The organism is Streptomyces sp. NPDC043680, from assembly GCF_056436685.1.
The window spans coordinates 653,534-679,969 of record NZ_JBWKCE010000001.1 but is presented as its reverse complement, the minus strand read 5'-3'; the positions used below and the strand labels follow the sequence as shown (position 1 = coordinate 679,969).

Here is a 26,436-nt window from a genome sequence, read left to right as displayed (position 1 = left end):
CAGACTCACATGGCTATCTTCCTCAACAAGGACAGCAAGGTCATCGTCCAGGGCATGACCGGTGCCACGGGCATGAAGCACACCAAGCTGATGCTGGCTGACGGCACGAACATCGTCGGCGGCGTGAACCCGCGCAAGGCCGGCACGACCGTCGACTTCGACGGCACCGAGGTCCCGGTCTTCGGCTCGGTCGCCGAGGCGATGGAGAAGACGGGCGCCAACGTCTCCGTCCTCTTCGTCCCGCCGGCCTTCGCCAAGGCCGCCGTCGTCGAGGCCATCGACGCCGAGATCCCGCTGGCCGTCGTCATCACCGAGGGCATCGCGGTGCACGACTCCGCCGCCTTCTGGGCGTACGCGACCGCCAAGGGCAACAAGACCCGGATCATCGGCCCCAACTGCCCGGGTCTGATCACCCCCGGCCAGTCCAACGCCGGCATCATCCCGGGCGACATCACCAAGCCCGGCAAGATCGGTCTCGTGTCCAAGTCCGGCACGCTGACCTACCAGATGATGTACGAGCTCCGCGACATCGGCTTCACCTCCGCCGTCGGCATCGGTGGCGACCCGGTCATCGGCACCACGCACATCGACGCCCTGGAGGCCTTCGAGGCCGACCCGGAGACCGAGCTGATCGTCATGATCGGCGAGATCGGCGGCGACGCCGAGGAGCGCGCGGCGGACTTCATCGCGAAGAACGTCACCAAGCCGGTCGTCGGCTACGTCGCGGGCTTCACCGCCCCCGAGGGCAAGACCATGGGCCACGCCGGCGCCATCGTCTCCGGTTCTTCCGGCACCGCACAGGCCAAGAAGGAAGCCCTTGAGGCCGCAGGCGTGAAGGTCGGCAAGACGCCGACCGAGACCGCCAAGCTGGCGCGCGAGATCCTGAACGCCGCGCAGTAGTCTCCTGCCGCTGCGGTACGTAGGTACGTACGTGCATATGGGCGTGGCCCGCATCCCTTCGGGGGTGCGGGCCACGCCCCGTTTCCGCGCCTGCCTGCCTGCGTGCCTTCCCTTGTCGTCTCGCCGCCTACTCCATCTCGGGGGCGAGGCGGGCGGGCCCGGCGTCCGGATCGGCGCGCAGTTTGTCGTGGAGCTCCTTGCTCTGCTGGGTGAGCTGCTGGGGGCCGCTGAGCGGAGGCACGCCGGAGACGCTCACGCCCGGGGCGATCGGGGGCTCGTACTGCCGGGGCGCGGTCACGGTGGTGTACGCCGTCGCGACGGCGATCACCGCGGTCAGGCCGAAGACCGCCCGGCTCCAGCCGCGGGCCCGGTACTCGGCGGCCCTGCGGACGACGGCCGCGGGGCGCGGCACCAGCGGTCCCGGGGGCCGCACCGCACCGAGCCGCTCGCGCAGCACCGCGGACTGCCGCTCGGGCGGGGTGGCGGCCAGGTCGGGGATCCGGTCGGCGAGCTCGGTGTGCGCGGTGAGGAGGCGGTAGCCCGCGATGGGGGTGCTGCACTCGGTCTCGGCGGCGGTGTCCGGGAGGTCGAGGCCGACGCCGTCGTAGAGCAGGACGGTACGCCGGTGGGTCGGCGGCAGCGCGAGCATCGCGTCCATCACGATCCGGTCGGCGGGGTCCGCCGGGGGCTGGTCGGGGTGCTTGTGGGCACGGCGGAAGCGGTGCCAGGGGGAGAGGGCGTACTCGTACGCGACCGCGCGCACCCAGCCGACGGGATCGGGATCGGTGGCCACCTCGGGCCAGCGCGCCCAAGCCTGTTGGAACGCCCGCTCCACGGTCTCCTGGGCGAGCTCGCGGCGTCCGGTGAGCAGGTAGATCTGCCGTACGAGGGAGTACGCGGACGCCCCGTGCAGCCGGTCGAACGCCCCGGCAGGCCCCCGCTCCACGGGCCCCACGGCAGCCACCTCGGCCTCCGCGGGAGCCGCCGCCTCCGAGTCCCCGGGGACGGTGTCGCCACCGGCCCCCTCAGCCCCGGCCCCGAGGTGCACGACTCCGCACCCGACGCCGCCCCACGCCCCCACCCCGAACACGACCTCGGCCGCAACGCCGGGATCGAGCACGCCCTCGGACTCGGCGTCACCAGCCTCAACCCCGGGCCGGCCGTCGGCCCCGTGACTGGCGTCGGCCCCGGCCCCAGCCGCGTGCCCGGCCTCGGCGCGGGTCCCGTCCTCGGCACCTTGCCCGCCCTCAGCATCGGTCCCGTGTCCGGCCTGGGCCCCGTCCTCGGCGCCGTCCCCGTCCTCGGGCCCGGCACCGCTCACGTGCCCGGCCTCGGGACCGGTCCCGGTCTCGGCGTCGGCACCGGCCTCGGGCTCGGCGTCGGGACCGGTCCCAGCGCCGGGCCGGGCGTCTGCCCCGTGACTGGCGTCTGCGCCGGTCTCAGCCCCGTGCCCGGCCTCGGCGCGCGTTTCGGCCTCGGCGCTTTGCCCGGCCCCCGCATCGGCCCCGTGCCCGGCCCCGGCACCCTGCCCGGCCTTGGCATCGGTCTCGACCCCGTGACCGGCCTCAGCCTCAGCCTCAGCCTCGGGCCGGGCCTCGGCCTCGGCACCGGTCTTGTCCACGGGCCGGGCATCGGCGCTGGCCTCGGGCCCGGCGTCGGGGCCGGTCCCACCGGGCTCGCCCTCCGGCCGGGTGCGGGGCACGGCCCCAGCCACGGGCTCGGGCGCGCCGTCGGCGCCGTGAGCGGCGTCAGCACAGGTCTCGGGCCCGGGAGCGGCTTCGGCATCGGTCGTGGTGCCGGCGGTGGCGGGGGCGCCCGGGGCGGAATTGGCGGCGCCGGCCTCTGCGGCCGTATGGGGGAGAGGCTCGGCTCCCGGGTGGGGCTCGCCCTCGGCGTCGGGAGGGGCCGGGGCGGGGGCCTCGGGGCCGGCCGTGGTCCCGAGGCGGGGTGAGCGCTCGCCGCTCGCTTCGGCGCCACGGGTTCGGGTGGTGGCTGACGTGTCGCCGGAGGGGGCGGCAACGGGGTCGTGGTAGCCGGGAGCGGACGCGGCGTCAGCCGGGGTGGGGCGGCGCAGGGGGGACAGGAAGGCGGCGTACACACGGCGCTTGCGGCCGCGGGGGGTCGTGCGGCCCGCTTCCCAGGAGCGGACCGTCGTGGCGGTCACCCCGACCGCCGCCGCCACCTCCGCACGCGTCAGGCCCGCCGCCTCGCGCAGTCTGCGGCGTTCCTTCGGCGAGGGGAGCCTCGGCTCCTCGACGCTCTGTGTCATGCCACGCTCCCCGCGACCTTCCGGCAGTCCTGGGCGAAAAAATACATAAAACGTATATTGGGCGACACCACGGACATTCGCCTATTACCCGCCCATAGCGCGTGTCGTTGGCACCATGTCGGGGTGACCCAAGTGACCGAACGCGGGACCCCGTTGCCCCCGGGCCCGCAGCCTCCGGCTCCGCTGCCCACGGCCCCGCGCCCCGCCGCCCGGCGGCGCCGTTCGCCCGCGGCCGCCGCCTGTGTCCTCGGCGGTGCCGTCGCCGCCGGGCTGGGGCTCGGCTTCCTCGCCGTGCTCGTGATCGTGCTGTGGATCAGCTCCCCGTACCCCGACAGCGGCCCTGGCGGCGCCCTGCACCTCGCCGCCGGGCTGTGGCTGCTCGCCCACGGGACCGAGCTGGTCCGCTACGAGACCCTGTCCGGGACGCCGTCCCCGGTCGGGCTGACCCCGCTGCTGCTCGTCGCGCTGCCCGCGCTGCTCATGCGGCGTGCCGCGCGGCTCGGCAGCGCCGCCGACGACGGGGACGAGGTCCTGCCCGCCAGTGCCATCTTCTCGGCCGTGACCTGCGGTTATCTCGGTGTCGGCTCACTGGCCACGGTGTACGCGGCCGGCGGCCCGATGCCCGCCGACCCGCTCAGCGCCGCCTGGCACGTCCCGCTCGTGGCCGTCCTCGCGGCGGGCGCCGGCGTGTGGTCGGCCAAGGGGCGCCCGCTCGGGCCGTTGCCCTGCTGGGTGCCCGGGGCGCTCCGGCAGGCCGTCGCCCGGCCCCGGTACGCGCTGGCGCTCCGGGCGGGGACCGCCGGGGCCCTCGTGCTGCTGGGCGGCGGCGTGCTGCTCGTCGGGGCTTCGCTCGTCTGGCACGGCGCGGAGGCGCGGACCTCCCTCATGGCGCTGACCGGGGTGTGGTCGGGCCGGTTCGCCGTCCTGCTCCTCGCCCTCGCGCTGCTGCCGAACGCCGCGGTCTGGGGCGCCGCCTACGCCCTCGGGCCCGGCTTCGCCCTCGGGACGGGCGTGACCGCCACCCCGCTCGGCCTGGCCCATCCGCCGCAGCTGCCTAGCTTCCCGCTGCTGGCGGCGCTGCCGCCCGAAGGGCCCGGCACCCTGCTGACCTGCGCGACTGCGGGGCTGCCGGTGCTGGCCGGGCTGGTGGTGGGGTGGTTCGCGGTCCGCCGGGCGCGTGAAGTTCCCTGCGGTGAAACCGCGCTGACGGCGACTCTGGGGGCCGTGGTGTGCGGGTTGCTGATGGCCGGCCTCGCCGCCGCCTCGGCCGGGCCGCTCGGCTCCCGGCAGCTGGCGAGCTTCGGGCCGGTGTGGTGGGCGACCGGGGTGGCGGCCTTCGCGTGGACACTGCTGCCCGCCGTACCGGTCGCGGTGGCGGTCCACTCCTGGCGCAATCGCCCCGCCCGCAGGGGCGCCGCCGTGGAGGACGACTGGCACGACAGCGGCGTACGGGAGGTCCGCTGGGAGGCCCTGCGCCGCACGGCGGTGGCCCTGGTGCCCGAACTGCCCGGGGAGACCGCCCCGGCACCGGTACCGGCCCCGGCCGCCGACCCGGATCCGCCCGCACCGGCGAAAACACCGCGGAAGGTCAAGGTGGTGACGGGGATTCAGCTGGACCTGGCCTCGCTCAAGGCTTCCGCGAACCCGCCCGGCCCGAATCCGCCCGCCCCGAGTCCGACCGGCCCGAGTCCGGCCGCCCCGCTTGCGGCCGCCCCGCAGCCGGCCGACCCGGTGCATCCGGCCGATCCGCCGGCGCAGCCGCAGGCCGTCGGGGCGCCGCTCGTACCACCCGTCGCGGGCGCGCGCGTCCTGGCCCGCCGCAGGCCCCCGGCCTGAGCCGAAGGGCGTCCTGGCCCGGCATGATCCGGGCCAGGCCCCCCAGGCCAGGTCCCAGGCCGGGCCCGGCCCAGGCCCTAGGTCCGGACCTTCAGGTACCTGCCGAGCAGGTTGTCCGGCAGCAGCGTGTTGCACTGCAGTTCCGCCGTCTGCGTGAGGGCGTCCTCGCGGCAGACGTAGAAGTCCTTGTACGCGAGCTGCACGGCGTACGAGCTCAGCGCCAGCAGGATCGCCAGCGAGGCCGTGACCAGGCCGCTGATCGCAGCGGTCCGCTGGGGCCGGGCGGCGGGCCCCAGGGCGGCGAGCCCGCCCCGGGCCGCCGTGCCGTCGGAGCCCGGCTCCACCGGCGCCGCGGGCCTGCCGCGCAGACCGCTGATCCCCCAGTACAGCGCGAGCGCACCGAGCAGCAGCCCGACCGAGGGGATGTCGAAGAGCCCGAAGAAGAAGCCCCACATGCCGGCCAGCAGTGCGTAGCGGGCGTGGCGCTGGATCGGGTCCGTCGGATCCCAGCGCACCGGCCCTTCGGGGCCCGGGCCGGGTTCCCCGGTCGGGCGGCCGCCGTCACCGCCGCCGCGCGGCTGCCACGGCTGGTCGGGCCGGCCTTCCGGGGGAGCCGCGAAGGGGTTGTCGTCGGTGGAGGAGTCGGGCTGACGGCGGTCCGGCATCGAGTGCGTTACTTCCCCTGTGTCGTGGACACCCGTGGTGGGCGTCGAGTGCGGCGCGGGCGTTTACGGCATGTATGCCGCACGCTACCCCTCGGCCGTCCCCCCGTCCCTCGGGGGCTGTCCGGTGTGCCGGTATCGTTGCAGGCGGTCGGTGGCTTCGTATGGTCCCCCGTATACCGGGGTCCCGAAGTTTCGTATGACCACACAAGACGAACGACGTGATTCCGCGAGAAAGGGCCTCCCATGGCCGCCTCCCGCCTGGTCGTGCTGGTCTCCGGCTCCGGCACCAACCTCCAGGCCCTGCTCGACGCCATCGACGCCCACCCCGGGGGGCCCGAGGGCTTCGGGGCCGAAGTCGTCGCCGTGGGGGCCGACCGCGAGAACATCGTCGGCCTGGAGCGGGCCGAGAAGGCCGGGATCCCCACTTTCGTGTGCCCGGTCAAGGCGTACGCGAGCCGCGAGGAGTGGGACGTCGCCCTCACCGAGGCGACCGCCGCCCATGCACCGGACCTCGTGGTGTCCGCCGGGTTCATGAAGATCGTGGGCAAGGAGTTCCTCGACCGCTTCGGCGGCCGGTTCGTCAACACCCACCCCGCCCTCCTCCCGGCTTTCCCGGGCGCCCACGGCGTACGGGACGCCCTCGCCTACGGCGCGAAGGTCACCGGCTGCACCGTCCACTTCGTGGACTCCGGCGTGGACACCGGTCCGATCATCGCCCAGGGTGTGGTCGAGGTCCGGGACGAGGACGACGAAGCCGCTCTCCATGAGCGCATCAAGGAAGTCGAGCGCCAGCTGCTCGTCGATGTCGTGGGGCGCCTGGCCCGGCACGGCTACCGCATTGAGGGACGAAAGGTAACGATCCAGTGACCGCCGTAGAGAGCAGCACCACCTCGTCGAAGCGACCGATCCGGCGCGCGCTCGTCAGTGTCTACGACAAGACGGGACTGGAGGAGCTGGCCCGCGGCCTGCACGAGGCGGGCGTCACGCTCGTCTCCACCGGCTCCACCGCCTCCCGGATCGCCGGGGCCGGCGTGCCGGTCACCAAGGTCGAGGAGCTCACCGGCTTCCCCGAGTGCCTGGACGGCCGGGTCAAGACCCTGCACCCGCGCGTGCACGCCGGCATCCTCGCGGACCTGCGCCTGGAGGACCACCAGCGCCAGCTCGCCGAGCTGGGCGTCGAGCCCTTCGACCTGGTGGTCGTCAACCTGTACCCCTTCCGGGAGACCGTCGCCTCCGGCGCCACCCCCGACGAGTGCGTGGAGCAGATCGACATCGGCGGCCCGTCCATGGTCCGCGCCGCCGCCAAGAACCACCCGTCCGTAGCCGTCGTGACCAGCCCCGACCGCTACGCCGACGTCCTCGCCGCGGCCCAGGGCGGCGGCTTCGACCTCACGGCGCGCAAGCGGCTGGCGGCCGAGGCCTTCCAGCACACCGCCGCGTACGACGTCGCCGTGGCCTCCTGGTTCACGAATGCGTACGCCCCGGAGCCGGAGGCCGTGCTGCCCGAGTTCCTGGCCGGCGCGTGGGAGCGCAAGTCCACCCTCCGCTACGGCGAGAACCCGCACCAGGCCGCCGCCCTCTACACCGACGGCCGGCCGGGCGGGCTCGCGAACGCCGAGCAGCTGCACGGCAAGGAGATGTCCTTCAACAACTACGTGGACACCGAGGCCGCGCGCCGCGCCGCCTACGACCACGACGGGCCCTGCGTCGCGATCATCAAGCACGCCAACCCGTGCGGCATCGCCGTCGGCGCGGACGTCGCCGAGGCCCACCGCAAGGCCCACGCCTGCGACCCGCTCTCCGCGTTCGGCGGCGTGATCGCCGTCAACCGCCCCGTGACGGTCGAGCTCGCCGAGCAGGTCGCGGAGATCTTCACCGAGGTCATCGCCGCCCCGGCGTACGAGGACGGCGCGGTCGAGATCCTCGCCAGGAAGAAGAACATCCGGGTCCTGAAGGTGGACGGCCACCCGCACCAGCCGGGCGACCTCAAGCCGATCTCGGGCGGCGTGCTGCTCCAGCAGTCCGACGTCTTCCAGGGCGAGGGCGACGACCCGAAGAACTGGACCCTCGCCACCGGCGAAGCCCTCTCCGCGGAGGAGCTGGCCGAGCTCGTCTTCGCGTGGAAGGCCTGCCGCGCCGTCAAGTCCAACGCGATCCTGCTCGCCAAGGACGGCGCCTCGGTCGGCGTCGGCATGGGCCAGGTCAACCGTGTGGACTCGGCGAAGCTCGCCGTCGAGCGGGCGGGCGCCGAGCGCGCGCAGGGCTCGTACGCCGCCTCCGACGCGTTCTTCCCCTTCCCGGACGGGCTGGAGATCCTGACCGCGGCGGGCATCAAGGCCGTGGTCCAGCCGGGCGGTTCGGTCCGTGACGAGCAGGTCGTCGAGGCCGCGAAGGCGGCGGGCGTGACCATGTACTTCACCGGGACCCGGCACTTCTTCCACTGATCTCCGGACCCCGAATACGGCGAAGGCCGCCATCCGCAGCAGCGCGGGTGGCGGCCTTCGCCGTACGCCGTGAGGACGGCGGTGCTTCGAGCGTTGCTTCTAGTACTGCGGGCGGCGGAAGTACGCGCCGGCGGCCGAGTTGGCCAGGCCGACGAGCACCCACAGGGCCAGGCCGAGCTGGATCAGGGCCAGGACCAGCGAGAACACGACTGCGCCCGCGGCCTGGTCGCTGCCGAGCGCGGCGAGGTTCATGATCACGCTGAGGCCGGAGAAGAGGGTCATCAGCGAGCCGTAGATGATGCCCGAGACGCGGACGCCGCCGCGGCCCTTGCCCAGCTTGGCGGCGGTCAGGATCGGCCACAGCGCGAAGCCGAGGCAGACGATGCCGACGACGATGACCACGCCGCCCGCCAGGGCGCCCACGTCGCTCGCCGAGGAGCTGGAGGAGTCCGAGAAGAGGGAGGCGAAGAACGCCCCGCCGAGGAGCAGGAACACACCGCCCAGGGCCTGCAGGCCTCCGACGATGAACAGGATGACCCGGGCCGCCTTCACACCGCCGGGCATGGGCATCTGCGCGCCCGGGGCAGGGTATCCGCCGGGGCCCGCCGGGTACGCCGGGTAGCCCTGCGGGGCCTGCTGCGGGTAGGCGTAGCCACCCTGCGGCGGGACGCCCTGCGGGGCCTGCTGCGGGTAGCCGTAGCCGGGCTGGCCCTGGGGCTGCTGCCCGTAGGGGTTGTTCGGGTCGCCGAAGCTCATCTGGGGTGTTTCCTCCGTGGAAGTGCGGGGACGCGCGGCACGCGCGGAGGAAAAACACCCTGTTCTACGGTCCGCCCCCCGGCACTGCCCGCGGCACTCTTTCGGCCATCGTCTTCCGAGCGGGCGGGACTTGTCCAGCGAGCGCGTCATCGGTCCGTCACTTGTTGTGCAAGTGCAATGAATGGTTCAAGCCTGTGACGAACCGGCGGGCAGCGCCGCCACGACTGGAACCGGGGCCACTCCATCCGGGAGGATGGGTGCATGACCGCCCAGATTCTCGACGGCAAGGCCACGGCAGCCGCGATCAAGTCCGAACTGGCCGCCCGCGTGTCGGCCCTCAAGGCCCGGGGCATCACCCCCGGACTCGGCACCCTGCTGGTCGGCGACGACCCGGGCAGCCGCTGGTACGTCAACGGCAAGCACAAGGACTGCGCGGAGGTCGGCATCGCCTCCATCCAGCGCGAACTGCCCGGGACGGCCTCCCAGGAGGACATCGAGGCGGTCGTACGCGAGCTCAACGCGAACCCGGAGTGCACGGGCTACATCGTCCAACTCCCGCTGCCCAAGGGCATCGACACCAACCGGGTCCTGGAGCTGATGGACCCGCTGAAGGACGCCGACGGCCTGCACCCGATGTCGCTGGGCCGGCTCGTGCTGAACGAGCCCGGCCCGTTGCCCTGCACCCCGTACGGGATCGTCGAGCTGCTCCGTCACCACGGTGTGGAGATCAACGGCGCGCACGTCGTGGTCCTCGGCCGCGGCATCACGGTCGGACGCTCCATGGGACTGCTGCTGACCCGCAAGTCGGAGAACGCCACGGTGACCCTGTGCCACACCGGCACCCGCGACCTGCCCGCGCAGCTGCGCCAGGCCGACATCGTCGTCGCGGCGGCCGGAGTGCCGCACCTGGTCAAGCCCGAGGACGTGAAGCCGGGCGCGGCCGTCCTGGACGTGGGCGTCAGCCGCGACGAGCACGGCAAGATCGTCGGCGACGTGCACCCGGGCGTCGCCGAGGTGGCGGGCTGGATCTCCCCGAACCCGGGCGGGGTCGGGCCCATGACCCGCGCGCAGCTCCTCGCCAACGTGGTCGAGGCGGCGGAACGGACCACGACCAGTGCAGGCTGAGCACGACGCGCAGGAGCCCGCGGCCCCCAGGTCCCGGCGCTTCCCGCCCGTCACCCAGGACACCGCCCGCCCCGAGGGAGCCGGCCGCGCCGCGCCCGGGGACGCGCTCGCCGCCCGCCAGTGGCCGATGCTCAGCGTGCTCACCGCGACCGCGGTGGGCCTGCTGATCACCGCGCTCGGGCAGCCGCGGGTCGGCTGCCTGGTGATCGGTGTGGCCCTCATCGCGGCAGCCGTGCTGCGGCGCGTCCTGCCCTCCGTGGGCATGCTCGCGGTGCGCTCCCGCTTCACGGACATGGTCACCTACGGGGTGCTCGGCGTGGCGATCACGCTGCTGGCGCTGGTGATGGAGCCCCAGCCGTGGCTGGAGATCCCCTTCCTGGAGAGCGCGGTCCGCTTCACCGTCCGCTGAGCCTGCGTACACCCGTCCGGCGGGTCCCGGCGGTCCCGGAATCCCGGGCCAACCCCCGCTCGTGCCTTCGAACTCCCGGTCCGTGTGCCGTGCACCACACGGACCGGGGGATTGGGCCGCTCCAAGGTCGGATAGCCTGACGCCGGATGTCTCTTCACATCAAGATTCGCAGGGGAGCGGCGTCCGCCAGCACATGGGGCACGGACGCCCCACCGCCAGCTGTCTAACGGAGAAGGCCATGACCCGCACTCCCGTGAATGTCACCGTCACCGGCGCCGCCGGCCAGATCGGCTACGCGCTGCTCTTCCGCATCGCCTCCGGCCACCTGCTCGGCGCGGACGTGCCGGTCAAGCTCCGCCTCCTGGAGATCCCCCAGGGCATGAAGGCCGCCGAGGGCACCGCCATGGAGCTCGACGACTGCGCCTTCCCGCTGCTGAAGGGCATCGACATCTTCGACGACCCGAACCAGGGCTTCGAGGGTGCGAACGTGGCCCTGCTCGTGGGCGCCCGCCCGCGGACCAAGGGCATGGAGCGCGGTGACCTGCTCTCCGCCAACGGCGGCATCTTCAAGCCGCAGGGCGCCGCGATCAACGCCCACGCCGCGGACGACATCAAGGTCCTGGTCGTGGGCAACCCGGCCAACACCAACGCGCTCATCGCGCAGGCCGCCGCCCCGGACGTCCCGGCCGAGCGCTTCACCGCGATGACCCGCCTGGACCACAACCGCGCGATCTCGCAGCTCGCCAAGAAGACCGGCGCCGACGTCACCGACATCAAGCGCCTGACCATCTGGGGCAACCACTCGGCCACCCAGTACCCCGACATCTTCCACGCGGAGATCGCCGGCAAGAACGCCGCCGAGGTCGTCGCCGACGAGCAGTGGCTCGCCGACACCTTCATCCCGACCGTCGCCAAGCGCGGCGCGGCGATCATCGAGGCCCGTGGCGCCTCCTCGGCCGCCTCCGCCGCCAACGCCGCCATCGACCACGTCCACACGTGGGTCAACGGCACCGCCGCGGGCGACTGGACCTCCATGGGCATCCCGTCGGACGGCTCCTACGGCGTCCCGGAGGGCCTGATCTCCTCCTTCCCCGTCACCTGCAAGGACGGCAAGTACGAGATCGTCCAGGGCCTGGACATCAACGAGTTCTCCCGCGCGCGCATCGACGCGTCCGTGGCGGAGCTCGCCGAGGAGCGCGACGCGGTGCGCGAGCTCGGCCTCATCTGATCGGACCCCCGTCCGAGCGGATCGCCTGACGGAACCACCGAAAGCCCCGGCGCGGCGCGCGCCGGGGCTTTTTGGCGCGATCAGCCCTGTCTCCGGGGCGAGCGCGGCCGTAGGGTTCCCTCCTCCCGAGCGAGGAGCACCCGTGAACGGCCCACCGCACGGCAGAGCACCCGTCGACCCGTCGGACACCGAGGCGGGGCGCCTGCTGTGCGCCGGCGTCTACCTCGACGCCTCCTACCGCGACCGGGTGATCGAGGAGCTGTACGTCCACGAGGAGCGGTTCCCGGCACCCTCGTACGGGTTCGACGCCGCCCGCGTCCTCGCCCACGCCCTGCGCGCGCTGCGCACCGAAGTGGCCTGGTCGACGGCGGTCGTCGCGGTGTGGGGCTTCGGTCTGCTGCTCACCCGTACGTTCTTCGTCTTCCTGCTCGTCCCGGCGCTGCTGCTGAGCGGTGCCGGACGGCTCAAGAAGCGCCGGGAGCGGACCGGCCGCGGCGCCGGCGGACGCATCTTCGAATGGATCCTCCTCGGTTACGCCTGCCTGCTGCTCGGCCGCGTCCTCTGGGGGGTGCTGCGGGGCTTCTTCACGGACGACGTGCGCCGGGAGACGCTCCCCGACCTCGCCGGACTCGGCTCCATCCTGGGACGGATGGTGCAGGCCGACCCGCTCGGCATCTTCCTGGAGGTACCGAGGATCGGCCAGATCTACGGCACGGCCTACTCGTGGACGGTCGTCCTGATCGCCGTGCTCGTCACGGTGCTCACCGGCTTGCGGCGGGGGCACTTCGCACAGATCATCCACGCCTCGCTGAGCCGGTCGCAGTACACCGGCCCGGCCGCCGACCCGCCGGGCGGCCGGCGCTTCCGGCGGGCCCGGGACCGGATTTGGCGCACCCAGCACGCGCCCGTGGTCCTGTACGAGGTGGACAACCCGTTCTGCGGAGCCGGCCAGGCCCACCTGCCGTGGCAGCTGGCCGTCGAACTGCGGCCCCGGGACGGCGGCCACGCCCAGCCCCTCGACAACGCACGGATCATCGAGCGGATCCGGCCGCAGCTGGAAGCGCTGCGGGTGCCCTCGCCGCACGGCTCCCCCGAAGCGGAGGAGGCCGTACTCGACCGGCTGCGCGAACTGGTCGTCGACGAGTGCGTGTTCCTGCCGGCCGCCGGGCTGCCCGACGTGGACGCCGTGGACCTGTCCGAGGAGGCGTTCGCCGCGCATCGCGCCGCCGCAGTCGAGGAAGGCGGGGAGCGGCGCCGGCACTTCCTGCGCGTGCGCATCGGCGGCTGGGACGAGAACCTCGTCATCACCGTCTTCATCCGGGTCCACACGCAGGGCGGAATGCTGATGCTGGAGGTGGCGCCCCACGTCCTGCTGCCCGTACGGCCCGACTTCCAGCGGGCCGACGACATCGCCCGGCGGCACCGGCGCAACACCCCCCTCGCCAAGGTGCTCCTGGCGCTCGGCCACGCCCCCGGCTCGCTGGGCGTGGCCGTCGCCACCCTGGCCGGGGCCTGCCGCGTCCCGTGGCGGCTGCTCACCGCCGGACACGGTGTGGCGTACGCGGCTGGGCCGGCGGCCTCCGTACGCGAACTCGCCGCGCAGGAGGACGGATCGCTGTTCCAGCTGATGGACCTGGACCGGTACCTGAAGACCATCCAGGAGCGGATCGTGGGCGGGGTGACCCTGGCGCTGCACGAGGCGGGCTGGCACACGGAGGAGTTCGCGGAGCGCGCGGTCAACGTCGCGGAGGGCGGGGTCTTCATCCAGTCGGTGAGCAACAGCGCCTTCGGTATCGGCGGAGTGAGCCACAACAGCGCCGTGAACAAGGCGCCGGACCAGGCGGAGCGGAAGGACAGACGGATGCGGACGGCCAAGGAGAGCAGACATGGCGGCTAGCGAAGGGAGCGGGCGGGAGCCCGCCGTGCGGATCGGCGAGGTGGGCGGCAGTGCCTTCAGCATCGGCGGGACGCACGTCACCAACACCGTCCACCACGGCGGCGGTCCGGATGCGGCAGGACCGACCGCGGAGCAGCTGCTGGAGGCCGTACGCGACCTGCGCGCCGCCCTCGTGCGGCTGCCCCGCAGCGACGGACGGACCGCGCTCGACGCCGAACTGGACACGGCGGCGGAGGAGCTGACGGAGGCGGAGACGGTCAGCCCGGGCCTGGCCGCCCGGCTGCGCGCGGCGCTCGAACGGTGGTCCCCTTTGGTGGACTCGCTGAGCGCGGCGACCGCGCTGACCGCGCTGCTGACCTCGTTCGGGGGGTGAGCCATGGCCTCGGGGGGCGGCCCCGCGCGCTGGAACCCGCGGTCGCAGCAGTGGGAGCACCCGCAGGCGCGCCCCGAGGCGCAGCCGACCGGAGCGGACTCCGGGCCGCCGTCGCGGCCCGCGTACCCGCCGGGCCGGGCTGCTTCGGGTGCTGCGGGCACCACGGCCGGCGCTCCGGGCACTCCGGCCGGTGCTGCGGGTGCCCCGCCCGGCGAGGCGGGGGATCCGGCCGAAGCTGCGGCCGGTGTGGGTGCGGACCCGGCCGGTGCGCCGTCCGGGCGGCGCCGGGTGCGCCGGTGGGTCGCGGTGGCCGCGACCCTCGGCCTGGTCCTGCTGCTGGGCGGGGCCGCCCTGGCGGGGTGGCTGCTGCTGCGGACGGACCCACCGGCCGTGCCGTCCGGCTACCAGGTGGTGCACGACACCGGGGCGGGATTCCGGGTCGCGGTCCCGGGGGACTGGCAGCTCAGCAGCTCCGAGTCCGGCTCCGGGGCCGGGGCGGTCTACCGCCCCGCCGGGGGCGGGACCGCCTTCCTCCAGGTCTTCCAGGTCACCGGGGGTCCCGCCAACGCGTGCGAGGTGCTCGTCGAGGGGACGAGCGCACTGAGCGCCCGGGACGGCTACCGGAGGCTGTCCCTCACGACGACGCCGGGCCCGGGCTGCGAACTCGTCCACGAGCTCCCCGACACCCCGTCCGGGGACACCGGCCGCGGCATCGGACGGCTCGTCGCCGCCCCCGACGGAAGCCGGTGGGTGCTCATGGCCTACGGGCCGGCCGCGGAGGCCGCCTCCGTCCGGACCCGCATCACGGCGGCCCTGGCCTCCTTCCGGCGGGAGTGAGCGCCCCGGTCAGTTGTACATGCCCGGGGTGTAGTGGCCCGGGACCATGCGGGTGCTGACGGCGAAGCGGTTCCAGACGTTGATCGTGGCGATGACGGCGATGAGGTGCGTGAGCTCCTTCTCCTCGAAGTGCTTCGCCGCCTTCTCGTACACCTCGTCGGGAACGAACCCGTCGGTGAGGACGGTCACCGCCTCGGTCAGCTCGATCGCGGCGACCTCCTTCTCCGTGTAGAAGTGGCGCGACTCCTCCCAGGCGCTGAGCTGGACGATCCGCTCCACGCTCTCGCCCGCCGCGAGCGCGTCCTTCGTGTGCATGTCGAGGCAGAACGCGCAGTGGTTGAGCTGCGAGGCGCGGATCTTGACCAGTTCGACGAGGAGCGGGTCCAGGCCCTTCTTCGCGGCGATCTCCAGGCCCACGACGGCCTTGTAGACCTCGGGCGCGTGCTGTGCCCAGCGCATGCGGGGGGTGTGCTCGGGGGCGTACTCGGGGGTCTGGTCTGCGGTGTTCGCGTTCGTCTGCGTCGTCATGCGATCAGCCTACGAAGCGGGCGGCCCACCGATATGGTCCATCTTCATGAAGGAATCCTGGGCCACTTTCGGTGCCGACCTGCATCTTGACCTCTCCGCCGGACGCGGCCTGCGGGCCGGGCTCGTCGAGGCGTTGCGGGAGGCCGCGCGCAGCGGGCGGCTGGCCCCCGGGACCCGGCTGCCGTCCTCGCGCACCTTCGCGGCCGACCTCGGGATCGCCCGGAACACGGTTGCGGAGGCGTACGCCGAGCTCGTCGCCGAAGGCTGGCTGACGGCCCGCCAGGGCTCGGGCACCCGGGTCGCGGAACGGGCCAGGCCGCGTGCCCGGCCGGCGGCGGCGGCCCGGGTGCGCAGCCCCGCGCGGCGGGGGTCCGCGTACAGCCTGCTGGCCGGCAGTCCGGACCTCGGCGGGTTCCCGCGGGCGGCCTGGCTGTCGGCGGCCCGGCGGGCCCTGACCGACGCACCGAACGAGGCCTTCGGGTACGGGCTCGACCCGCGCGGCCGGGTCGAGCTGCGGGAGGCCCTGGCGGGGTACTTGTCGCGGGCGCGCGGGGTGTACGCGGACCCGGAGCGGATCGTGCTCTGCGCGGGGTACGCACATGCACTGATGCTGCTGGCGGGGGTGCTGCGGGCGCGGCGGGTACGGGAGGTGGCGGTGGAGGGGTACGGCCTCGGCGAGCACCGGGAGCTGCTGACCGGGGCGGGGCTGCGGACCCGGCCGCTTCCGGTGGACGGGGCGGGGGCGTGCACGGCGGAACTGCCCGACGGGGTGGGGGCGGTGCTGTTGACTCCGGCGCACCAGTTCCCGACCGGGGCCGCGCTGACCCCGCAGCGGCGGGCGGCGGCGGTCGACTGGGCGCGGACCACGGGCGGGCTCGTCCTGGAGGACGACTACGACGGCGAATTCCGCTACGACCGGCAGCCGGTGGGGGCGCTGCAGGGGCTCGACCCGGAGCGGGTGGCCTACCTCGGCACGGCGAGCAAGTCGCTGGCGCCAGGGCTGCGGATGGGGTGGATGGTGCTGCCGGCGGGGCTGGTGGACGAGGTCGTCGCGGCGAAGGGGCGCATCGACTGGACGTCGAGCGCGCTGGACCAGCTCACGCTCGCGGAGTTCATCCGGTCGGGGGCGTACGACCGGCACGTGCGGGGGATGCGGCTGAGGTACCGCCGCCGGCGCGACGAGCTGGTGGCGGCGGTCGCGGGGCGGGTGGCGGTGTCGGGGATCGCGGCGGGGCTGCACGCGGTGCTGGACCTTCCCGAGGGGACGCAGCCCGCGGTGCTGCGGGCCGCGGCCTGGCAGGACCTGGCCCTCGAAACCCTGTCCCGCTACGCCCATCCGGAGGCGGCGCTCCCGCCCCGCGAGGCGCTGGTGGTGGGCTACGGCACCCCCTCGACCAGCGCCTGGTCCCCCACCCTGCGGGCCCTGGTCGCCGCGCTCCCGTGAGGTCAGGCGGGGTCGGGCCCCGGCGGGGGCTCGCCGAAGCGGGACAGGGCCAGGGCTCCGCACACCGCCACCGCGAAGCCCAGGACGGCCAGCCAGACCAGACCTTCGCGGGTGCGGTCGCCGAGCCACGCCACCCCCACCGCCGCCGGCCCGATCGTCTCGCCCAGCACCATCCCCGCGGTGGCCGCCGTCACCGAGCCGCGCTGCAGCGCCGAGGTGAGCAGCAGGAAGGCCGCACCGCCGCCCAGCAGCAGCGCGTACACCGCCGGATCGGAGAAGGAGATCCCGTCGATGAGGCGGACGGCCACCTCGACCACCCCGAAGCCCGTCCCGGCGGCCAGGCCGAGGACCAGCGACCGCTGCCGGTCCGGCAGGCCGCCCGCCACCGCTCCCACCAGCAGCACCAGAGCGGCCACCCCGAGCAGCCCGAGCTCCAACACGAGGGAGCCCGTCCCGGACCCCTCCTCGCCCGAGGACAGACCCAGCATCGCCAGCCCCGCGCACACCGCCGCCACCGCCGCCCACTCGGTCCGGCTCAGCCGGGTCCGCAGCAGCCGCGCCGCGACCACGGCCGTCACCGCGAGGCTCGCGGACAGCGCCGCACCCACCGCGTAGATGGGGATGTGCTTGAGCGCCACGATCTGGAGGACGAAGCCGACGGCGTCCAGGGCGAGGCCCGCCACGTACCGCCACTGCCGCAGCGCCCGCAGGAGCAGTGCCGTGTCCACTCCCGAGCCGGTCCCCGGCTCCGCGGCCCGGGCCGCCATCGCCTGCAGGACCGATGCCGTACCGAAGCAGACCGCCGCACCGAGCGCACAAATCATCCCAAGGAGCACGAATTGACTCTAGGTCATGGAGGCGCGGCGAGGGTTTGGGCGGCCGGATTCCATCGCCTTGCCGCCCCGTTCTAGTCTGTCGCCCATGGTCATGGACAGCACGAGTACGAGCAGCAGCACCGCCCGCCGCCGCATGCGGTCCGGCGCCGTCGCCCTCGGCGGGATGGGACTGCTGGCCGCCGCGCTCGTGGCCTGCGGCAAGAGCGACGAGCCCGACAAGCGCTGCGTGGACCGCGTCACGCTGGAGAAGCTCAACAGCAAGGAGTGCAAGAGCGGCAGCAGTAGCAGCCGCGGCGCGTACTACTACGGCGGGAGCGTCCGCAACAACAAGGTCAGCGGCGGCAGCTTCGACAAGTCCGCCGTCACCCGCGGCGGCATCGGCGGCCACTCCAGCTCCAGCGGCGGCTGAGCCCGTGCGGCGCCACACCATCGAGCCCCGCCCGGACTGGCAGCGGACCGTCGAGGAGCAGGGGCTGATCTACCCCCTCACCCGCTACCCGGACGACTCCCTGCGCCCCTACTGGGACGAGAGCGCGTACTACTCCTTCTCGCTGCCCGAGGTCGAGGCCTTGGAGGACGTCGTCGAGGAGCTGCACGCCATGTGCCTGGCCGCGGCCGCGCACATCGTCGAGCACGACCGCTTCGCCGACCTCGGCATCACCGAGCCCGGCCTCGCCGCCCTGATCGCCGAGTCCTGGCGCAGGCGTGCCGAACAGCCGTCCCTGTACGGCCGGTTCGACCTGCACTACGACGGCTCCGGCAGCCCGGCCAAGATGCTGGAGTACAACGCGGACACCCCCACCTCCCTCGTCGAGGCGGCGAGCCCGCAGTGGTTCTGGATGGAGGAGCGCTTCCCCGGCGCCGACCAGTGGAACTCCCTGCACGAGCGGCTCGTCGACGCCTGGCGCCGGCAGGCGGAGCTGCTGCCGCCCGGACCGCTGCACTTCGCGCACTCCGAGACCGACGAGCTCGGCGAGGACCTGATGACGGTGGCCTACCTCCAGGAGACCGCCGAACAGGCGGGCCTGGAGACCGAGGCGCTGTCCGTCGAGCAGATCGGCTGGGACAGCCTGTCGGGCCGGTTCGTGGACCAGAAACTCCGCTTCATCCGCAGCTGCTTCAAGCTCTACCCGTGGGAGTGGCTGGCCACCGACACCTTCGGCCCGCAGGTCCTCGGCACGTACGACCACGGCGGCGGATCCGGCAGCACCTGCTGGATCGAGCCGCTGTGGAAGATGCTGCTGTCCAACAAGGCGCTGCTGGCGATCCTGTGGGAGCTCTTCCCCGACCACCCCAACCTGCTGCCCGCCTACCTCGACGGCCCGCGCGAACTCGCCGACACCACCGGCTACGCGGCCAAGCCGCTGCTGGGCCGCGAGGGCGCCGGGGTCACCCTCCACGAGGCCGGTCCGGGCGGGGAGCCGTTCGTACCGGCCGATGGGGAGACGTACTGCTTCCAGGCCCTGGCCCCGCTGCCCGACTTCGACGGCAACCGGGTCGTGCTCGGCGCGTGGGTCGTCGAGGAGGAGGCGGCGGGGCTCGGCATCCGGGAATCGGCGGGGCCGGTCACGGACGAGTACGCCCGCTTCCTGCCCCACGTCATCCTCTGATCACCCGGCGAGCACGGCCCGCAGCTGGTCCAGGCCCCAGTCCAGGTCCTCCTTGCTGATCACCAGCGGCGGGGCGATCCGGATCGTCGCCCCGTGGGTGTCCTTGACCAGCACGCCCCGCTGCATCAGCTGTTCGGAGACCTGCCGGCCGGTGCCGTGTCCCGGGGCGATGTCCACACCCGCCCACAGGCCGCGCCCGCGGACGGCGGTCACCGCGCCGCCGCCGACCAGCAGGCCGAGCTCGCGGTGCAAGTGGTCGCCGAGTTCGGCGGCGCGCTGCTGGTGCTCGCCGGTGCGCAGCATCGCGATCACCTCCAGGGCGACGGCGCAGGCCAGCGGGTTGCCGCCGAAGGTGGAGCCGTGCTCGCCGGGGCGGAACACCCCGAGCACGTCCCGGTCGGCGACGACCGCGGAGACCGGGACCACACCGCCGCCCAGGGCCTTGCCGAGGATGTAGACGTCCGGCACGACCCCTTCGTGCTCGCAGGCGAAGGTCGTGCCGGTCCGGCCCAGGCCCGACTGGATCTCGTCCGCCATGAACAGCACGTTGCGCTCGCGCGTCAGCTCCCGCACGCCCGGGAGGTATCCGGGCGGCGGCACGAGGACCCCCGCCTCGCCCTGGATCGGCTCCAGCAGTACGGCCACGGTGTTCGAGGTGACGGCGTGGGACAGCGCGGTGAGGTCCCCGTACGGCACGATCTCGAAGCCCGGCGTGTACGGACCGAAGTGGTCGCGGGCCTCGTGGTCGGTCGAGAAGCTCACGATGGTCGTCGTACGGCCGTGGAAGTTGTCGGACGCGACCACGATCTTGGCGTGGCCGTCCGGCACGCCCTTGACCTCGTAGCCCCACTTGCGGGCGGTCTTCACCGCCGTCTCCACCGCCTCCGCGCCGGTGTTCATCGGCAGCACCATCTCCTTGCCGCACAGCGCGGCCAGCTCGGCGCAGAACTCGGCGAAGCGGTCGTGGTGGAAGGCGCGCGAGGTGAGCGTGACCCGCTCCAACTGCGCGTGGGCCGCGTCGATGAGACGGCGGTTGCCGTGGCCGAAGTTGAGCGCCGAGTAGCCCGCGAGCATGTCGAGGTAGCGACGGCCTTCGACGTCGGTCATCCACGCGCCTTCGGCGGACGCCACGACGACGGGCAGCGGGTGGTAGTTGTGCGCACTGTGGGCCTCGGCGGCACGCAGGGCATCAGCGGTTGTCGACACGGGGTCTCCGATCGTCGGTCGTGCGGGCGGGCCGGCCGGCCCCGGATGACGAGTGGTGGCGCCACCCTGTATACGGGTATACGGCTATACGTCGCTCGTATACCGGGCGCGGAAACCTTTCTTGTGGCCCGCCCGCTATGGTGGGCGGTACGCACGGCGACTGGCGTACGGAGAACCAACTCCGGGGGAGTCGTGCGCGGACGACCGCACACAGGGCCGCTCGCCTGGGCCTCGCGGGGACGAGAACTGACATCGACCCCGGAGGAGCCGCCGTGAACGCGCGCCGCCATCCCGCCCTTTCCGCGACCGACCCCGAGCTGGCGTCCTTCGTCGCGGCGGAGGAGACCCTGCAGGCCGAGACCCTGCGCCTGATCCCCAGCGAGAACTACGTGTCGGCGGCGGTGCTCGAAGCCTCCGGCACGGTGCTGCAGAACAAGTACAGCGAGGGCTACCCCGGCCGCCGCTACTACGAGGGCCAGCAGAACATCGACCGCGTCGAGGCGCTCGCCGTCGAGCGGGCCAAGGGCCTGTTCGGGGTGGACCACGCGAACGTCCAGCCGTACTCGGGCTCGCCCGCGAACCTGGCCGTGTACCTGGCCTTCGCGAAGCCCGGCGACACGGTGATGGGCATGGCCCTGCCGATGGGCGGCCACCTGACGCACGGCTGGGGCGTCTCGGCGACGGGCTCCTGGTTCCGCGGCGTCCAGTACGGCGTCCGCGCCGACACCGGCCTCATCGACTACGACGCGGTCCGCGACCTCGCCCTCGCGGAGCGACCCAAGCTGATCTTCTGCGGTGGCACCGCGCTGCCCCGCACGATCGACTTCGAGGCCTTCGCCTCGATCGCCGCCGAGGCGGGCTCGGTCCTCGTCGCGGACGTGGCGCACATCGCGGGCCTCATCGCGGGCGGGGCCCACCCGTCGCCGGTCGGGCACGTGGACGTGGTCTCCACGACGACCCACAAGACCCTGCGGGGCCCGCGCGGCGCGATGCTGATGTGCAAGGAGGAGCACGCCAAGGCCATCGACAAGGCGGTGTTCCCGGGCCTCCAGGGCGGCCCGCACAACCAGACGACGGCGGGCATCGCGGTGGCCCTGCACGAGGCGGCGCAGCCGTCGTTCGTGACGTACGCGCACGCGGTCGTCGCCAACGCCAAGGCGCTGGCCGCGCAGTTGCTGGGCCGGGGCTTCGACCTGGTGTCGGGCGGTACGGACAACCACCTGATCCTGGTGGACCTGACCTCCCGGGGCGTGCCGGGCAAGGTGGCGGCCAAGGCGCTGGACCGCTCGGGCATCGTGGTGAACTACAACACGGTCCCGTTCGACCCGCGCAAGCCCTTCGACCCGTCGGGGATCCGGATCGGCACCCCCTCGCTCACCTCCCGCGGCCTGACCGAGGAGCACATGCCGCTGGTGGCGGACTGGATCTCCCGCGCGGTGGACGCGGCGTCCGCGTCCGACGAGGCGGCCCTGTCCGTGATCCGCAAGGAGGTCACCGCCCTCATGGCCACCCACCCGGCCCCGGGCCTCCCGGTCTCCTGACCGCGCGGGGCCGCTGCGCGGCGGGGTGGTGCGGGGGCCGGGGGCGGTGACGGGGTGGGGTGTCGTCCGGGGCTGATGATTTATGGCGCCTGATCCGGATCGCCTTGGTGATCGGGATCAGGCGCCAACAAATCACGTTCTACGCCCCGGTCAACACCCCACCCCGCCCCCGCCCGGGCGTCCCGCAGCCGGGGCCGGCACTCGCAGGGCCAAAGCGGTCGCTTGCTTCGGGCAAGATCCGGACGCGCCGCTACGCGGCGGTACCCGCAGCCGCCGCCCGCCCGGCACGGCCCGCCCGCCCGGCGCCCCCGCAAGGACCCGGCGGCTTCCGGCCACGGAACGGCCGGAGTCGGCCCCCGCACCTGAGAGAATGGAGCCATGGCTTCTGATCGTCCTCGCGCGCTCTCCGGCATCCAGCCCACCTCCGGCTCGTTCCACCTCGGGAACTACCTCGGAGCCATCCGCCAGTACGTCGCCCTGCAGGAGACGCACGACGCCTTCTACATGGTCGTCGACCTGCACGCGATCACCATGCCGCAGGATCCGAAGGACCTCCGCGCGAACACCCGGCTCTCGGCCGCGCAGCTCCTCGCCGCCGGCCTCGACCCCGACCGCTGCACGCTCTTCATCCAGAGCCACGTCCCCGAGCACGCCCAGCTCGCCTGGGTGATGAACTGCATCACCGGCTTCGGCGAGGCCAGCCGGATGACCCAGTTCAAGGACAAGTCCGCCAAGGGCGGGGTGAACAGCGCCAGCGTCGGCCTGTTCACGTACCCGATCCTCCAGGTCGCCGACATCCTGCTCTACCAGGCGAACGCCGTCCCCGTCGGCGAGGACCAGCGCCAGCACATCGAGCTGACCCGCGACCTGGCCGAGCGCTTCAACCAGCGCTTCGGCGAGACCTTCACGCTGCCCGCCGCGCACATCGTCAAGGAGGTCGCGAAGATCTACGACCTCCAGGACCCGTCGATCAAGATGTCGAAGTCCGCCTCGTCCCCCAAGGGCCTGATCAACCTCCTCGACGAGGCCAAGGCCACCGAGAAGAAGATCAAGAGCGCGGTCACCGACACCGAGGCCGAGGTCCGCTTCGACACCGCGGCCAAGCCCGGCGTCAGCAACCTGCTCACGATCTACTCCACCCTCACGGGCGAGAGCATCCCCGCCCTGGAGGCCAAGTACGAGGGCAAGGGCTACGGCGCGCTGAAGACCGACCTGGCCGGTGTGATGGTCGATTTCGTCACACCGTTCAAGCAGCGCACCCAGGAATACCTGGACGACCCGGAGACGCTGGACTCCATCCTGGCCAAGGGCGCGGAGAAGGCCCGCGCCGTCGCCGCCGAGACCCTGGCGCAGGCGTACGACCGGCTCGGTCTGGTGCCCGCCAAGCACTGACCACCGGGGCCCCTGGCAATCCGGGGGGTTTCGGCCCCACACTGGGGCGGCAGGCCGCACACAGCATTCGACGGAGGAGACATACGTGGGGACCGTAACGCTCGGCGTTTCGATCGCGGTCCCGGAGCCGTACGGCAGCCAGCTCCAGCAGCTGCGCGCCGGCTTCGGGGACGCCGCCGCGCACGGCATCCCCACGCATGTCACCCTCGTCCCGCCCACCGAGGTGGAAGCGGAGCGGCTCCCGGAGATCCGGGCCCACCTGGCCGAGGTCGCGTCCGCCTGCGGCCCCTTCGTGATGCGCCTGGCGGGGACGGGAACCTTCCGTCCGCTCTCGCCGGTCGTCTTCGTCCAGGTCGTCGAGGGCGCCACGGGCTGCACCCGGCTCCAGGGCCTGCTGCGCGACGCCGGCGGACCGCTCCAGCGAGAGCTGGCGTTCCCCTACCACCCGCACGTCACCGTCGCCCACGGGATCTCCGAGGAGGCGATGGACCTGGCGTTCGACACCCTCGCCGACTACGCGGCCGAGTGGATGTGCTCCGGATTCGCGCTCTACGAGCAGGGCCCGGACGGGGTCTGGCGCAAGCTGCGCGAGTACCCCTTCGGGAGCGGCCCGGCCGGCGGTGTCCCGGCGCAGCTCGGCTCACCGGTCGACGAGGCGACGGGGGCGAACGGGCCGGGCGCGTCCTCCGCGCCGCGCTCCTGAGGCAGCGGCCGCGAGGTCTGCCGCAGGGCCCGGCGGACATGGAACGAGAGCGTCCGCAGGACCAGCGTGTGGAACGGACGAGCCGTGGGGCGAAAAGTCACAATCGACGACCGTAGTGCCCAAAAGCGACAATCTCTGCTATTTCCGTCGGCTCCTTTACGGTGACCCCATGGACTGGCTGACGAAACTCCCGGTGATCGGCCCGCTCGCGGCCCGTCTGATGCGCACCCACGCATGGCGCGCGTACGAACGCCTCGACCGCGTCCACTGGACCCGGCTGGCCTCCGCGATCACCTTCATCAGCTTTCTCGCCCTCTTCCCGCTGATCACCTTGGCCGCGGCCGTCGGCGCCGCGCTGCTCAGCCAGGGCCGGCTCGACCGCCTGCAGAAGACCATGGCCGAGCAGGTCCCCGGCATCTCCGACCAGCTCGATCTCAACAGCCTCGTCGCGAACGCGGGCACGATCGGCCTCGTCGCCGCGGCCGTCCTGCTGTTCACCGGCATCGGCTGGGTCGGCTCGATGCGGGACTGCCTGCGGGCGGTCTGGGAGAAGGACGACGAGGACGAGGGGAACCCCTTCGTCCGCAAGGGCAAGGACGCGCTCGTCCTCCTCGGCCTCGGCGGCGCGGCCCTCGGCTCGGCGGCGGCCTCCGTCATCGGCTCGATCGCCGTCGGCAGGTTCGGCACGTGGCTGGGCATCCCCCCGCACGGGGCGGGCGGCGTGCTCCTGCGCATCGGGGCCTTCCTCGTCGGCGTCCTCGCGGCCTTCCTCCTGCTGCTGTACCTCCTGAGCCTGCTGCCCGGGGTCGAACCGTCCCGCAGCCGTCTGATCCAGGCCTCCCTGATCGGCGCGGCGGGGTTCGAGCTGCTCAAGCTCTTGCTCAGCGGCTATATGCGCGGGGTCGCGGCGAAGAGCATGTACGGGGCCTTCGGCGTGCCGGTCGCCCTGCTGCTCTGGATCAACTTCACCTCGAAGCTGCTGCTCTTCTGCGCGGCCTGGACGGCCGCGGGCGCGCCCGCCGGCCCCCGGGCGCCGGAGTCCCGGAGCGCCGGAGCCCCGGACGCGGGGGAGTCCTAGACGAGGGTGGTGTCCTGGCCGCTGCGGCGTCCGCGCGGGCTGCGCGGCCAGCGGCGGTTGACGGCGTACGCGCCGGCCGCCACCACCGCGAGCGCCCCGCCCGCGACCCCGAGCGCGGTGCCGGCACCGCCGCCGGAGCCGGCGGCCGACGCCGTCGACGCGTCGTGCTCGTGCGACTGGGCCGGGGAGCCGAGGGAGGTGGTGTCGGCGCTCTTCGGCGGCACCAGTTCCCCCACCGGCTTGACCTTGCCGAGGGCGGCGAAGCCCCAGTCGAAGAGCGCGGCGGTCTCCTCGTAGACGGAGTTGAGGCCCCCCGCGGCCGGATTCATCACCGTGACGAGCAGCTTGTTGCCGCCGCGCTGGGCCGCGCCGGTGAAGGTGGAGCCGGCCATCGTGGTGTTGCCGTTCTTCACCCCGGCGATGCCCTTGTACGGGGTGATGCCGCCCGCGCCCGTCATCAGCCGGTTGGTGTTCTGGATCTCGAAGTACTCGCGGGGCTTCCCGGCCTCCTGGAGGCCGGGGAACTTGGCGCTCACCGTCCCGCAGTACTCCCGGAAGTCCTCTTTCTGCAGGCCGGAGCGGGCGATGAGCGTGAGGTCGTACGCGCTCGACACCTGCTCGGGGGCGTCGTACCCGTCGGGCGAGACCACGTGGGTGTCGAGGGCCTGCAACTCCTCGGCGTGCGCCTGCATGTCCTTGACGGTCTTCCCGATGCCGCCGTTCATGGCGGACAGCACGTGCACGGCGTCGTTCCCGGACCGCAGGAACACCCCGAGCCACAGGTCGTGGACGCTGTACTCGTGGTCCTCCTTGACCCCGACCAGGCTGGAGCCCTCACCGACGCCGGACATGTCCTCGTCGGTGACCTTGTGGACCGCGTCCTTGGGGAGGGTGGGCAGCACCGTGTCCGCGAAGAGCATCTTCATGGTGGAGGCCGGGGGCAGCCGCCAGTGCGCGTTGTTCGCCGCCAGGACCTCGCCCGTCTCCGCGTCGGCCACGATCCACGACCGGCCCGTCAGATCCGTCGGCAGGGCCGGCGCACCGGCGAGCGGATTCACCTGCACCCCGGGCTTGCCGAGGGCGGCTCCGCCGACCGTGGACATGGAGGCGGGCGGCGCTGCCGCCTTGGGGGCCTGCAGGCCCTTGGGCGGCACTCCCTTCCCGTCGGGAGCGGGCGACGGCGGCGCGGCATGCGCGGGCGCCACGAGCACGGCGGGGACCAGCAGCGCGGCGGAAAGGACCGCCAACGCGGTCTTCTTGGCAGACACGCAGGTGAACGTACATCCCGATGGGCTGTCCGGCGCCACGGCCCGGCCCACGTGTCGGAACCACTGCCGGGACAGCCCACCCGGACGCGTC

General features: G+C 73.2%; 24 protein-coding genes and 1 riboswitch. Of the genes, 17 read left to right on the top strand and 7 right to left on the bottom strand.

All coding sequences use genetic code 11. The annotated features are described in order from the left end of the window. The first annotated feature begins 9 nt into the window (after window positions 1-9). A complete protein-coding gene (gene sucD / locus AC0666_RS03175; protein ID WP_030710487.1) occupies window positions 10-900 on the top strand; it encodes a succinate--CoA ligase subunit alpha in 891 nt (296 codons plus the stop codon). Window positions 901-1,027: 127 nt separating this feature from the next. On the opposite strand, the gene AC0666_RS03170 is transcribed toward sucD, so the two are convergent. After that, complete coding sequence (locus AC0666_RS03170; RefSeq protein ID WP_478706967.1) at window positions 1,028-3,169, bottom strand: helix-turn-helix domain-containing protein; 2,142 nt, start codon at window positions 3,167-3,169, stop codon at window positions 1,028-1,030. Window positions 3,170-3,292: 123 nt separating this feature from the next. Here AC0666_RS03170 and AC0666_RS03165 point away from each other — a divergent pair, with 123 nt between their 5' ends. Beyond that, a complete protein-coding gene (locus AC0666_RS03165; protein ID WP_468962942.1) occupies window positions 3,293-5,005 on the top strand; it encodes a cell division protein PerM in 1,713 nt (570 codons plus the stop codon). A 77-nt stretch (window positions 5,006-5,082) separates the two neighbouring features. On the opposite strand, the gene AC0666_RS03160 is transcribed toward AC0666_RS03165, so the two are convergent. Then, window positions 5,083-5,670: a hypothetical protein gene (locus tag AC0666_RS03160; protein WP_468962944.1), complete on the bottom strand. Its 588-nt coding sequence runs from the start codon at window positions 5,668-5,670 to the stop codon at window positions 5,083-5,085. A gap of 243 nt (window positions 5,671-5,913) precedes the next feature. Here AC0666_RS03160 and purN point away from each other — a divergent pair, with 243 nt between their 5' ends. Further along, window positions 5,914-6,537, top strand: coding sequence for a phosphoribosylglycinamide formyltransferase (gene purN, locus AC0666_RS03155; RefSeq protein WP_356845089.1), 624 nt, complete (start codon window positions 5,914-5,916; stop codon window positions 6,535-6,537). Beyond that, on the top strand, window positions 6,534-8,114 hold the full coding sequence (gene purH / locus AC0666_RS03150) for a bifunctional phosphoribosylaminoimidazolecarboxamide formyltransferase/IMP cyclohydrolase (RefSeq protein ID WP_468962946.1): 1,581 nt from the start codon (window positions 6,534-6,536) through the stop codon (window positions 8,112-8,114). The genes purN and purH overlap by 4 nt, the downstream gene beginning before the upstream one ends. A 99-nt stretch (window positions 8,115-8,213) precedes the next feature. On the opposite strand, the gene AC0666_RS03145 is transcribed toward purH, so the two are convergent. Next, window positions 8,214-8,870 (bottom strand): hypothetical protein, encoded by a 657-nt coding sequence (locus AC0666_RS03145; protein ID WP_468962948.1) that lies wholly within the window; start codon window positions 8,868-8,870, stop codon window positions 8,214-8,216. Window positions 8,871-9,131: 261 nt separating this feature from the next. On the opposite strand from AC0666_RS03145, the gene AC0666_RS03140 reads away from it, so the two are divergent. The 6 genes from AC0666_RS03140 (at window position 9,132) to AC0666_RS03115 (ending at window position 14,739) form a co-directional block, all read left to right on the top strand. Beyond that, window positions 9,132-9,995 carry a bifunctional methylenetetrahydrofolate dehydrogenase/methenyltetrahydrofolate cyclohydrolase gene (locus AC0666_RS03140; RefSeq protein WP_361712197.1) on the top strand — a complete coding sequence of 288 codons (864 nt, stop codon included), beginning with the start codon at window positions 9,132-9,134 and terminating at the stop codon, window positions 9,993-9,995. Beyond that, on the top strand, window positions 9,985-10,404 hold the full coding sequence (locus tag AC0666_RS03135) for a DUF3017 domain-containing protein (RefSeq protein ID WP_361712196.1): 420 nt from the start codon (window positions 9,985-9,987) through the stop codon (window positions 10,402-10,404). The genes AC0666_RS03140 and AC0666_RS03135 overlap by 11 nt, the downstream gene beginning before the upstream one ends. Before the next feature lie 238 nt (window positions 10,405-10,642). Next, the gene (locus tag AC0666_RS03130; RefSeq protein WP_361712194.1) at window positions 10,643-11,632 is read left to right on the top strand and encodes a malate dehydrogenase; all 990 of its coding nucleotides are present in this window, start codon (window positions 10,643-10,645) and stop codon (window positions 11,630-11,632) included. Window positions 11,633-11,774: 142 nt separating this feature from the next. Further along, window positions 11,775-13,529 (top strand): hypothetical protein, encoded by a 1,755-nt coding sequence (locus tag AC0666_RS03125; protein ID WP_468962951.1) that lies wholly within the window; start codon window positions 11,775-11,777, stop codon window positions 13,527-13,529. Continuing rightward, the gene (locus AC0666_RS03120) at window positions 13,519-13,902 is read left to right on the top strand and encodes a hypothetical protein (RefSeq protein WP_468582522.1); all 384 of its coding nucleotides are present in this window, start codon (window positions 13,519-13,521) and stop codon (window positions 13,900-13,902) included. The genes AC0666_RS03125 and AC0666_RS03120 overlap by 11 nt, the downstream gene beginning before the upstream one ends. Before the next feature lie 3 nt (window positions 13,903-13,905). Continuing rightward, window positions 13,906-14,739: a hypothetical protein gene (locus AC0666_RS03115; protein WP_478706966.1), complete on the top strand. Its 834-nt coding sequence runs from the start codon at window positions 13,906-13,908 to the stop codon at window positions 14,737-14,739. A 9-nt stretch (window positions 14,740-14,748) separates the two neighbouring features. Here AC0666_RS03115 and AC0666_RS03110 read toward each other — a convergent pair whose 3' ends face one another. Further along, window positions 14,749-15,267 carry a carboxymuconolactone decarboxylase family protein gene (locus AC0666_RS03110; protein WP_468582519.1) on the bottom strand — a complete coding sequence of 173 codons (519 nt, stop codon included), beginning with the start codon at window positions 15,265-15,267 and terminating at the stop codon, window positions 14,749-14,751. Between the two features lie 46 nt (window positions 15,268-15,313). Between AC0666_RS03110 and pdxR the strand changes: the two genes are divergently transcribed. Further along, the gene (pdxR, locus tag AC0666_RS03105; protein ID WP_478706965.1) at window positions 15,314-16,711 is read left to right on the top strand and encodes a MocR-like pyridoxine biosynthesis transcription factor PdxR; all 1,398 of its coding nucleotides are present in this window, start codon (window positions 15,314-15,316) and stop codon (window positions 16,709-16,711) included. Window positions 16,712-16,713: 2 nt separating this feature from the next. Here the strand turns inward: pdxR and AC0666_RS03100 are convergent, their stop codons facing one another. Continuing rightward, window positions 16,714-17,535: a DMT family protein gene (locus AC0666_RS03100; protein WP_478706999.1), complete on the bottom strand. Its 822-nt coding sequence runs from the start codon at window positions 17,533-17,535 to the stop codon at window positions 16,714-16,716. Between the two features lie 97 nt (window positions 17,536-17,632). Between AC0666_RS03100 and AC0666_RS03095 the strand changes: the two genes are divergently transcribed. Further along, window positions 17,633-17,956: a hypothetical protein gene (locus tag AC0666_RS03095; protein ID WP_468962959.1), complete on the top strand. Its 324-nt coding sequence runs from the start codon at window positions 17,633-17,635 to the stop codon at window positions 17,954-17,956. 4 nt (window positions 17,957-17,960) lie between these two features. Next, window positions 17,961-19,157 (top strand): glutathionylspermidine synthase family protein, encoded by a 1,197-nt coding sequence (locus AC0666_RS03090; RefSeq protein ID WP_478706964.1) that lies wholly within the window; start codon window positions 17,961-17,963, stop codon window positions 19,155-19,157. Here the strand turns inward: AC0666_RS03090 and rocD are convergent, their stop codons facing one another. Continuing rightward, on the bottom strand, window positions 19,158-20,363 hold the full coding sequence (rocD, locus tag AC0666_RS03085) for an ornithine--oxo-acid transaminase (protein ID WP_361712185.1): 1,206 nt from the start codon (window positions 20,361-20,363) through the stop codon (window positions 19,158-19,160). Between the two features lie 146 nt (window positions 20,364-20,509). Beyond that, window positions 20,510-20,600: riboswitch (ZMP/ZTP riboswitch) on the top strand. Between the two features lie 35 nt (window positions 20,601-20,635). On the opposite strand from rocD, the gene AC0666_RS03080 reads away from it, so the two are divergent. The 4 genes from AC0666_RS03080 to AC0666_RS03065 all read left to right on the top strand — a co-directional run bounded on the left by AC0666_RS03080 (window position 20,636) and on the right by AC0666_RS03065 (window position 25,077). Further along, window positions 20,636-21,904, top strand: a complete 1,269-nt coding sequence (locus tag AC0666_RS03080; protein WP_478706963.1) for a serine hydroxymethyltransferase — start codon at window positions 20,636-20,638, stop codon at window positions 21,902-21,904. Between the two features lie 378 nt (window positions 21,905-22,282). Further along, window positions 22,283-23,296, top strand: a complete 1,014-nt coding sequence (gene trpS / locus AC0666_RS03075; protein WP_356845117.1) for a tryptophan--tRNA ligase — start codon at window positions 22,283-22,285, stop codon at window positions 23,294-23,296. 85 nt (window positions 23,297-23,381) lie between these two features. Beyond that, on the top strand, window positions 23,382-23,999 hold the full coding sequence (locus AC0666_RS03070) for a 2'-5' RNA ligase family protein (protein ID WP_468582507.1): 618 nt from the start codon (window positions 23,382-23,384) through the stop codon (window positions 23,997-23,999). Window positions 24,000-24,168: 169 nt separating this feature from the next. Continuing rightward, window positions 24,169-25,077, top strand: coding sequence for a YihY/virulence factor BrkB family protein (locus tag AC0666_RS03065; protein WP_468962965.1), 909 nt, complete (start codon window positions 24,169-24,171; stop codon window positions 25,075-25,077). On the opposite strand, the gene AC0666_RS03060 is transcribed toward AC0666_RS03065, so the two are convergent. Further along, window positions 25,074-26,345, bottom strand: a complete 1,272-nt coding sequence (locus AC0666_RS03060; RefSeq protein ID WP_468962967.1) for a D-alanyl-D-alanine carboxypeptidase family protein — start codon at window positions 26,343-26,345, stop codon at window positions 25,074-25,076. The two genes, AC0666_RS03065 and AC0666_RS03060, sit on opposite strands and share 4 nt — an antisense overlap. Window positions 26,346-26,436 lie beyond the last annotated feature (91 nt).

Bases quoted from the DNA above. Each gene is read 5' to 3' on its own strand.
- sucD (WP_030710487.1), top strand. From the start codon at position 10: ATGGCTATCTTCCTCAACAAGGACAGCAAGGTCATCGTCCAGGGCATG.
- AC0666_RS03170 (WP_478706967.1), bottom strand. From the start codon at position 3,169: ATGACACAGAGCGTCGAGGAGCCGAGGCTCCCCTCGCCGAAGGAACGC.
- AC0666_RS03160 (WP_468962944.1), bottom strand. From the start codon at position 5,670: ATGCCGGACCGCCGTCAGCCCGACTCCTCCACCGACGACAACCCCTTC.
- purN (WP_356845089.1), top strand. From the start codon at position 5,914: ATGGCCGCCTCCCGCCTGGTCGTGCTGGTCTCCGGCTCCGGCACCAAC.
- AC0666_RS03145 (WP_468962948.1), bottom strand. From the start codon at position 8,870: ATGAGCTTCGGCGACCCGAACAACCCCTACGGGCAGCAGCCCCAGGGC.
- AC0666_RS03140 (WP_361712197.1), top strand. From the start codon at position 9,132: ATGACCGCCCAGATTCTCGACGGCAAGGCCACGGCAGCCGCGATCAAG.
- AC0666_RS03130 (WP_361712194.1), top strand. From the start codon at position 10,643: ATGACCCGCACTCCCGTGAATGTCACCGTCACCGGCGCCGCCGGCCAG.
- AC0666_RS03120 (WP_468582522.1), top strand. From the start codon at position 13,519: ATGGCGGCTAGCGAAGGGAGCGGGCGGGAGCCCGCCGTGCGGATCGGC.
- AC0666_RS03115 (WP_478706966.1), top strand. From the start codon at position 13,906: ATGGCCTCGGGGGGCGGCCCCGCGCGCTGGAACCCGCGGTCGCAGCAG.
- AC0666_RS03110 (WP_468582519.1), bottom strand. From the start codon at position 15,267: ATGACGACGCAGACGAACGCGAACACCGCAGACCAGACCCCCGAGTAC.
- pdxR (WP_478706965.1), top strand. From the start codon at position 15,314: ATGAAGGAATCCTGGGCCACTTTCGGTGCCGACCTGCATCTTGACCTC.
- AC0666_RS03100 (WP_478706999.1), bottom strand. From the start codon at position 17,535: ATGATTTGTGCGCTCGGTGCGGCGGTCTGCTTCGGTACGGCATCGGTC.
- AC0666_RS03095 (WP_468962959.1), top strand. From the start codon at position 17,633: ATGGTCATGGACAGCACGAGTACGAGCAGCAGCACCGCCCGCCGCCGC.
- trpS (WP_356845117.1), top strand. From the start codon at position 22,283: ATGGCTTCTGATCGTCCTCGCGCGCTCTCCGGCATCCAGCCCACCTCC.
- AC0666_RS03065 (WP_468962965.1), top strand. From the start codon at position 24,169: ATGGACTGGCTGACGAAACTCCCGGTGATCGGCCCGCTCGCGGCCCGT.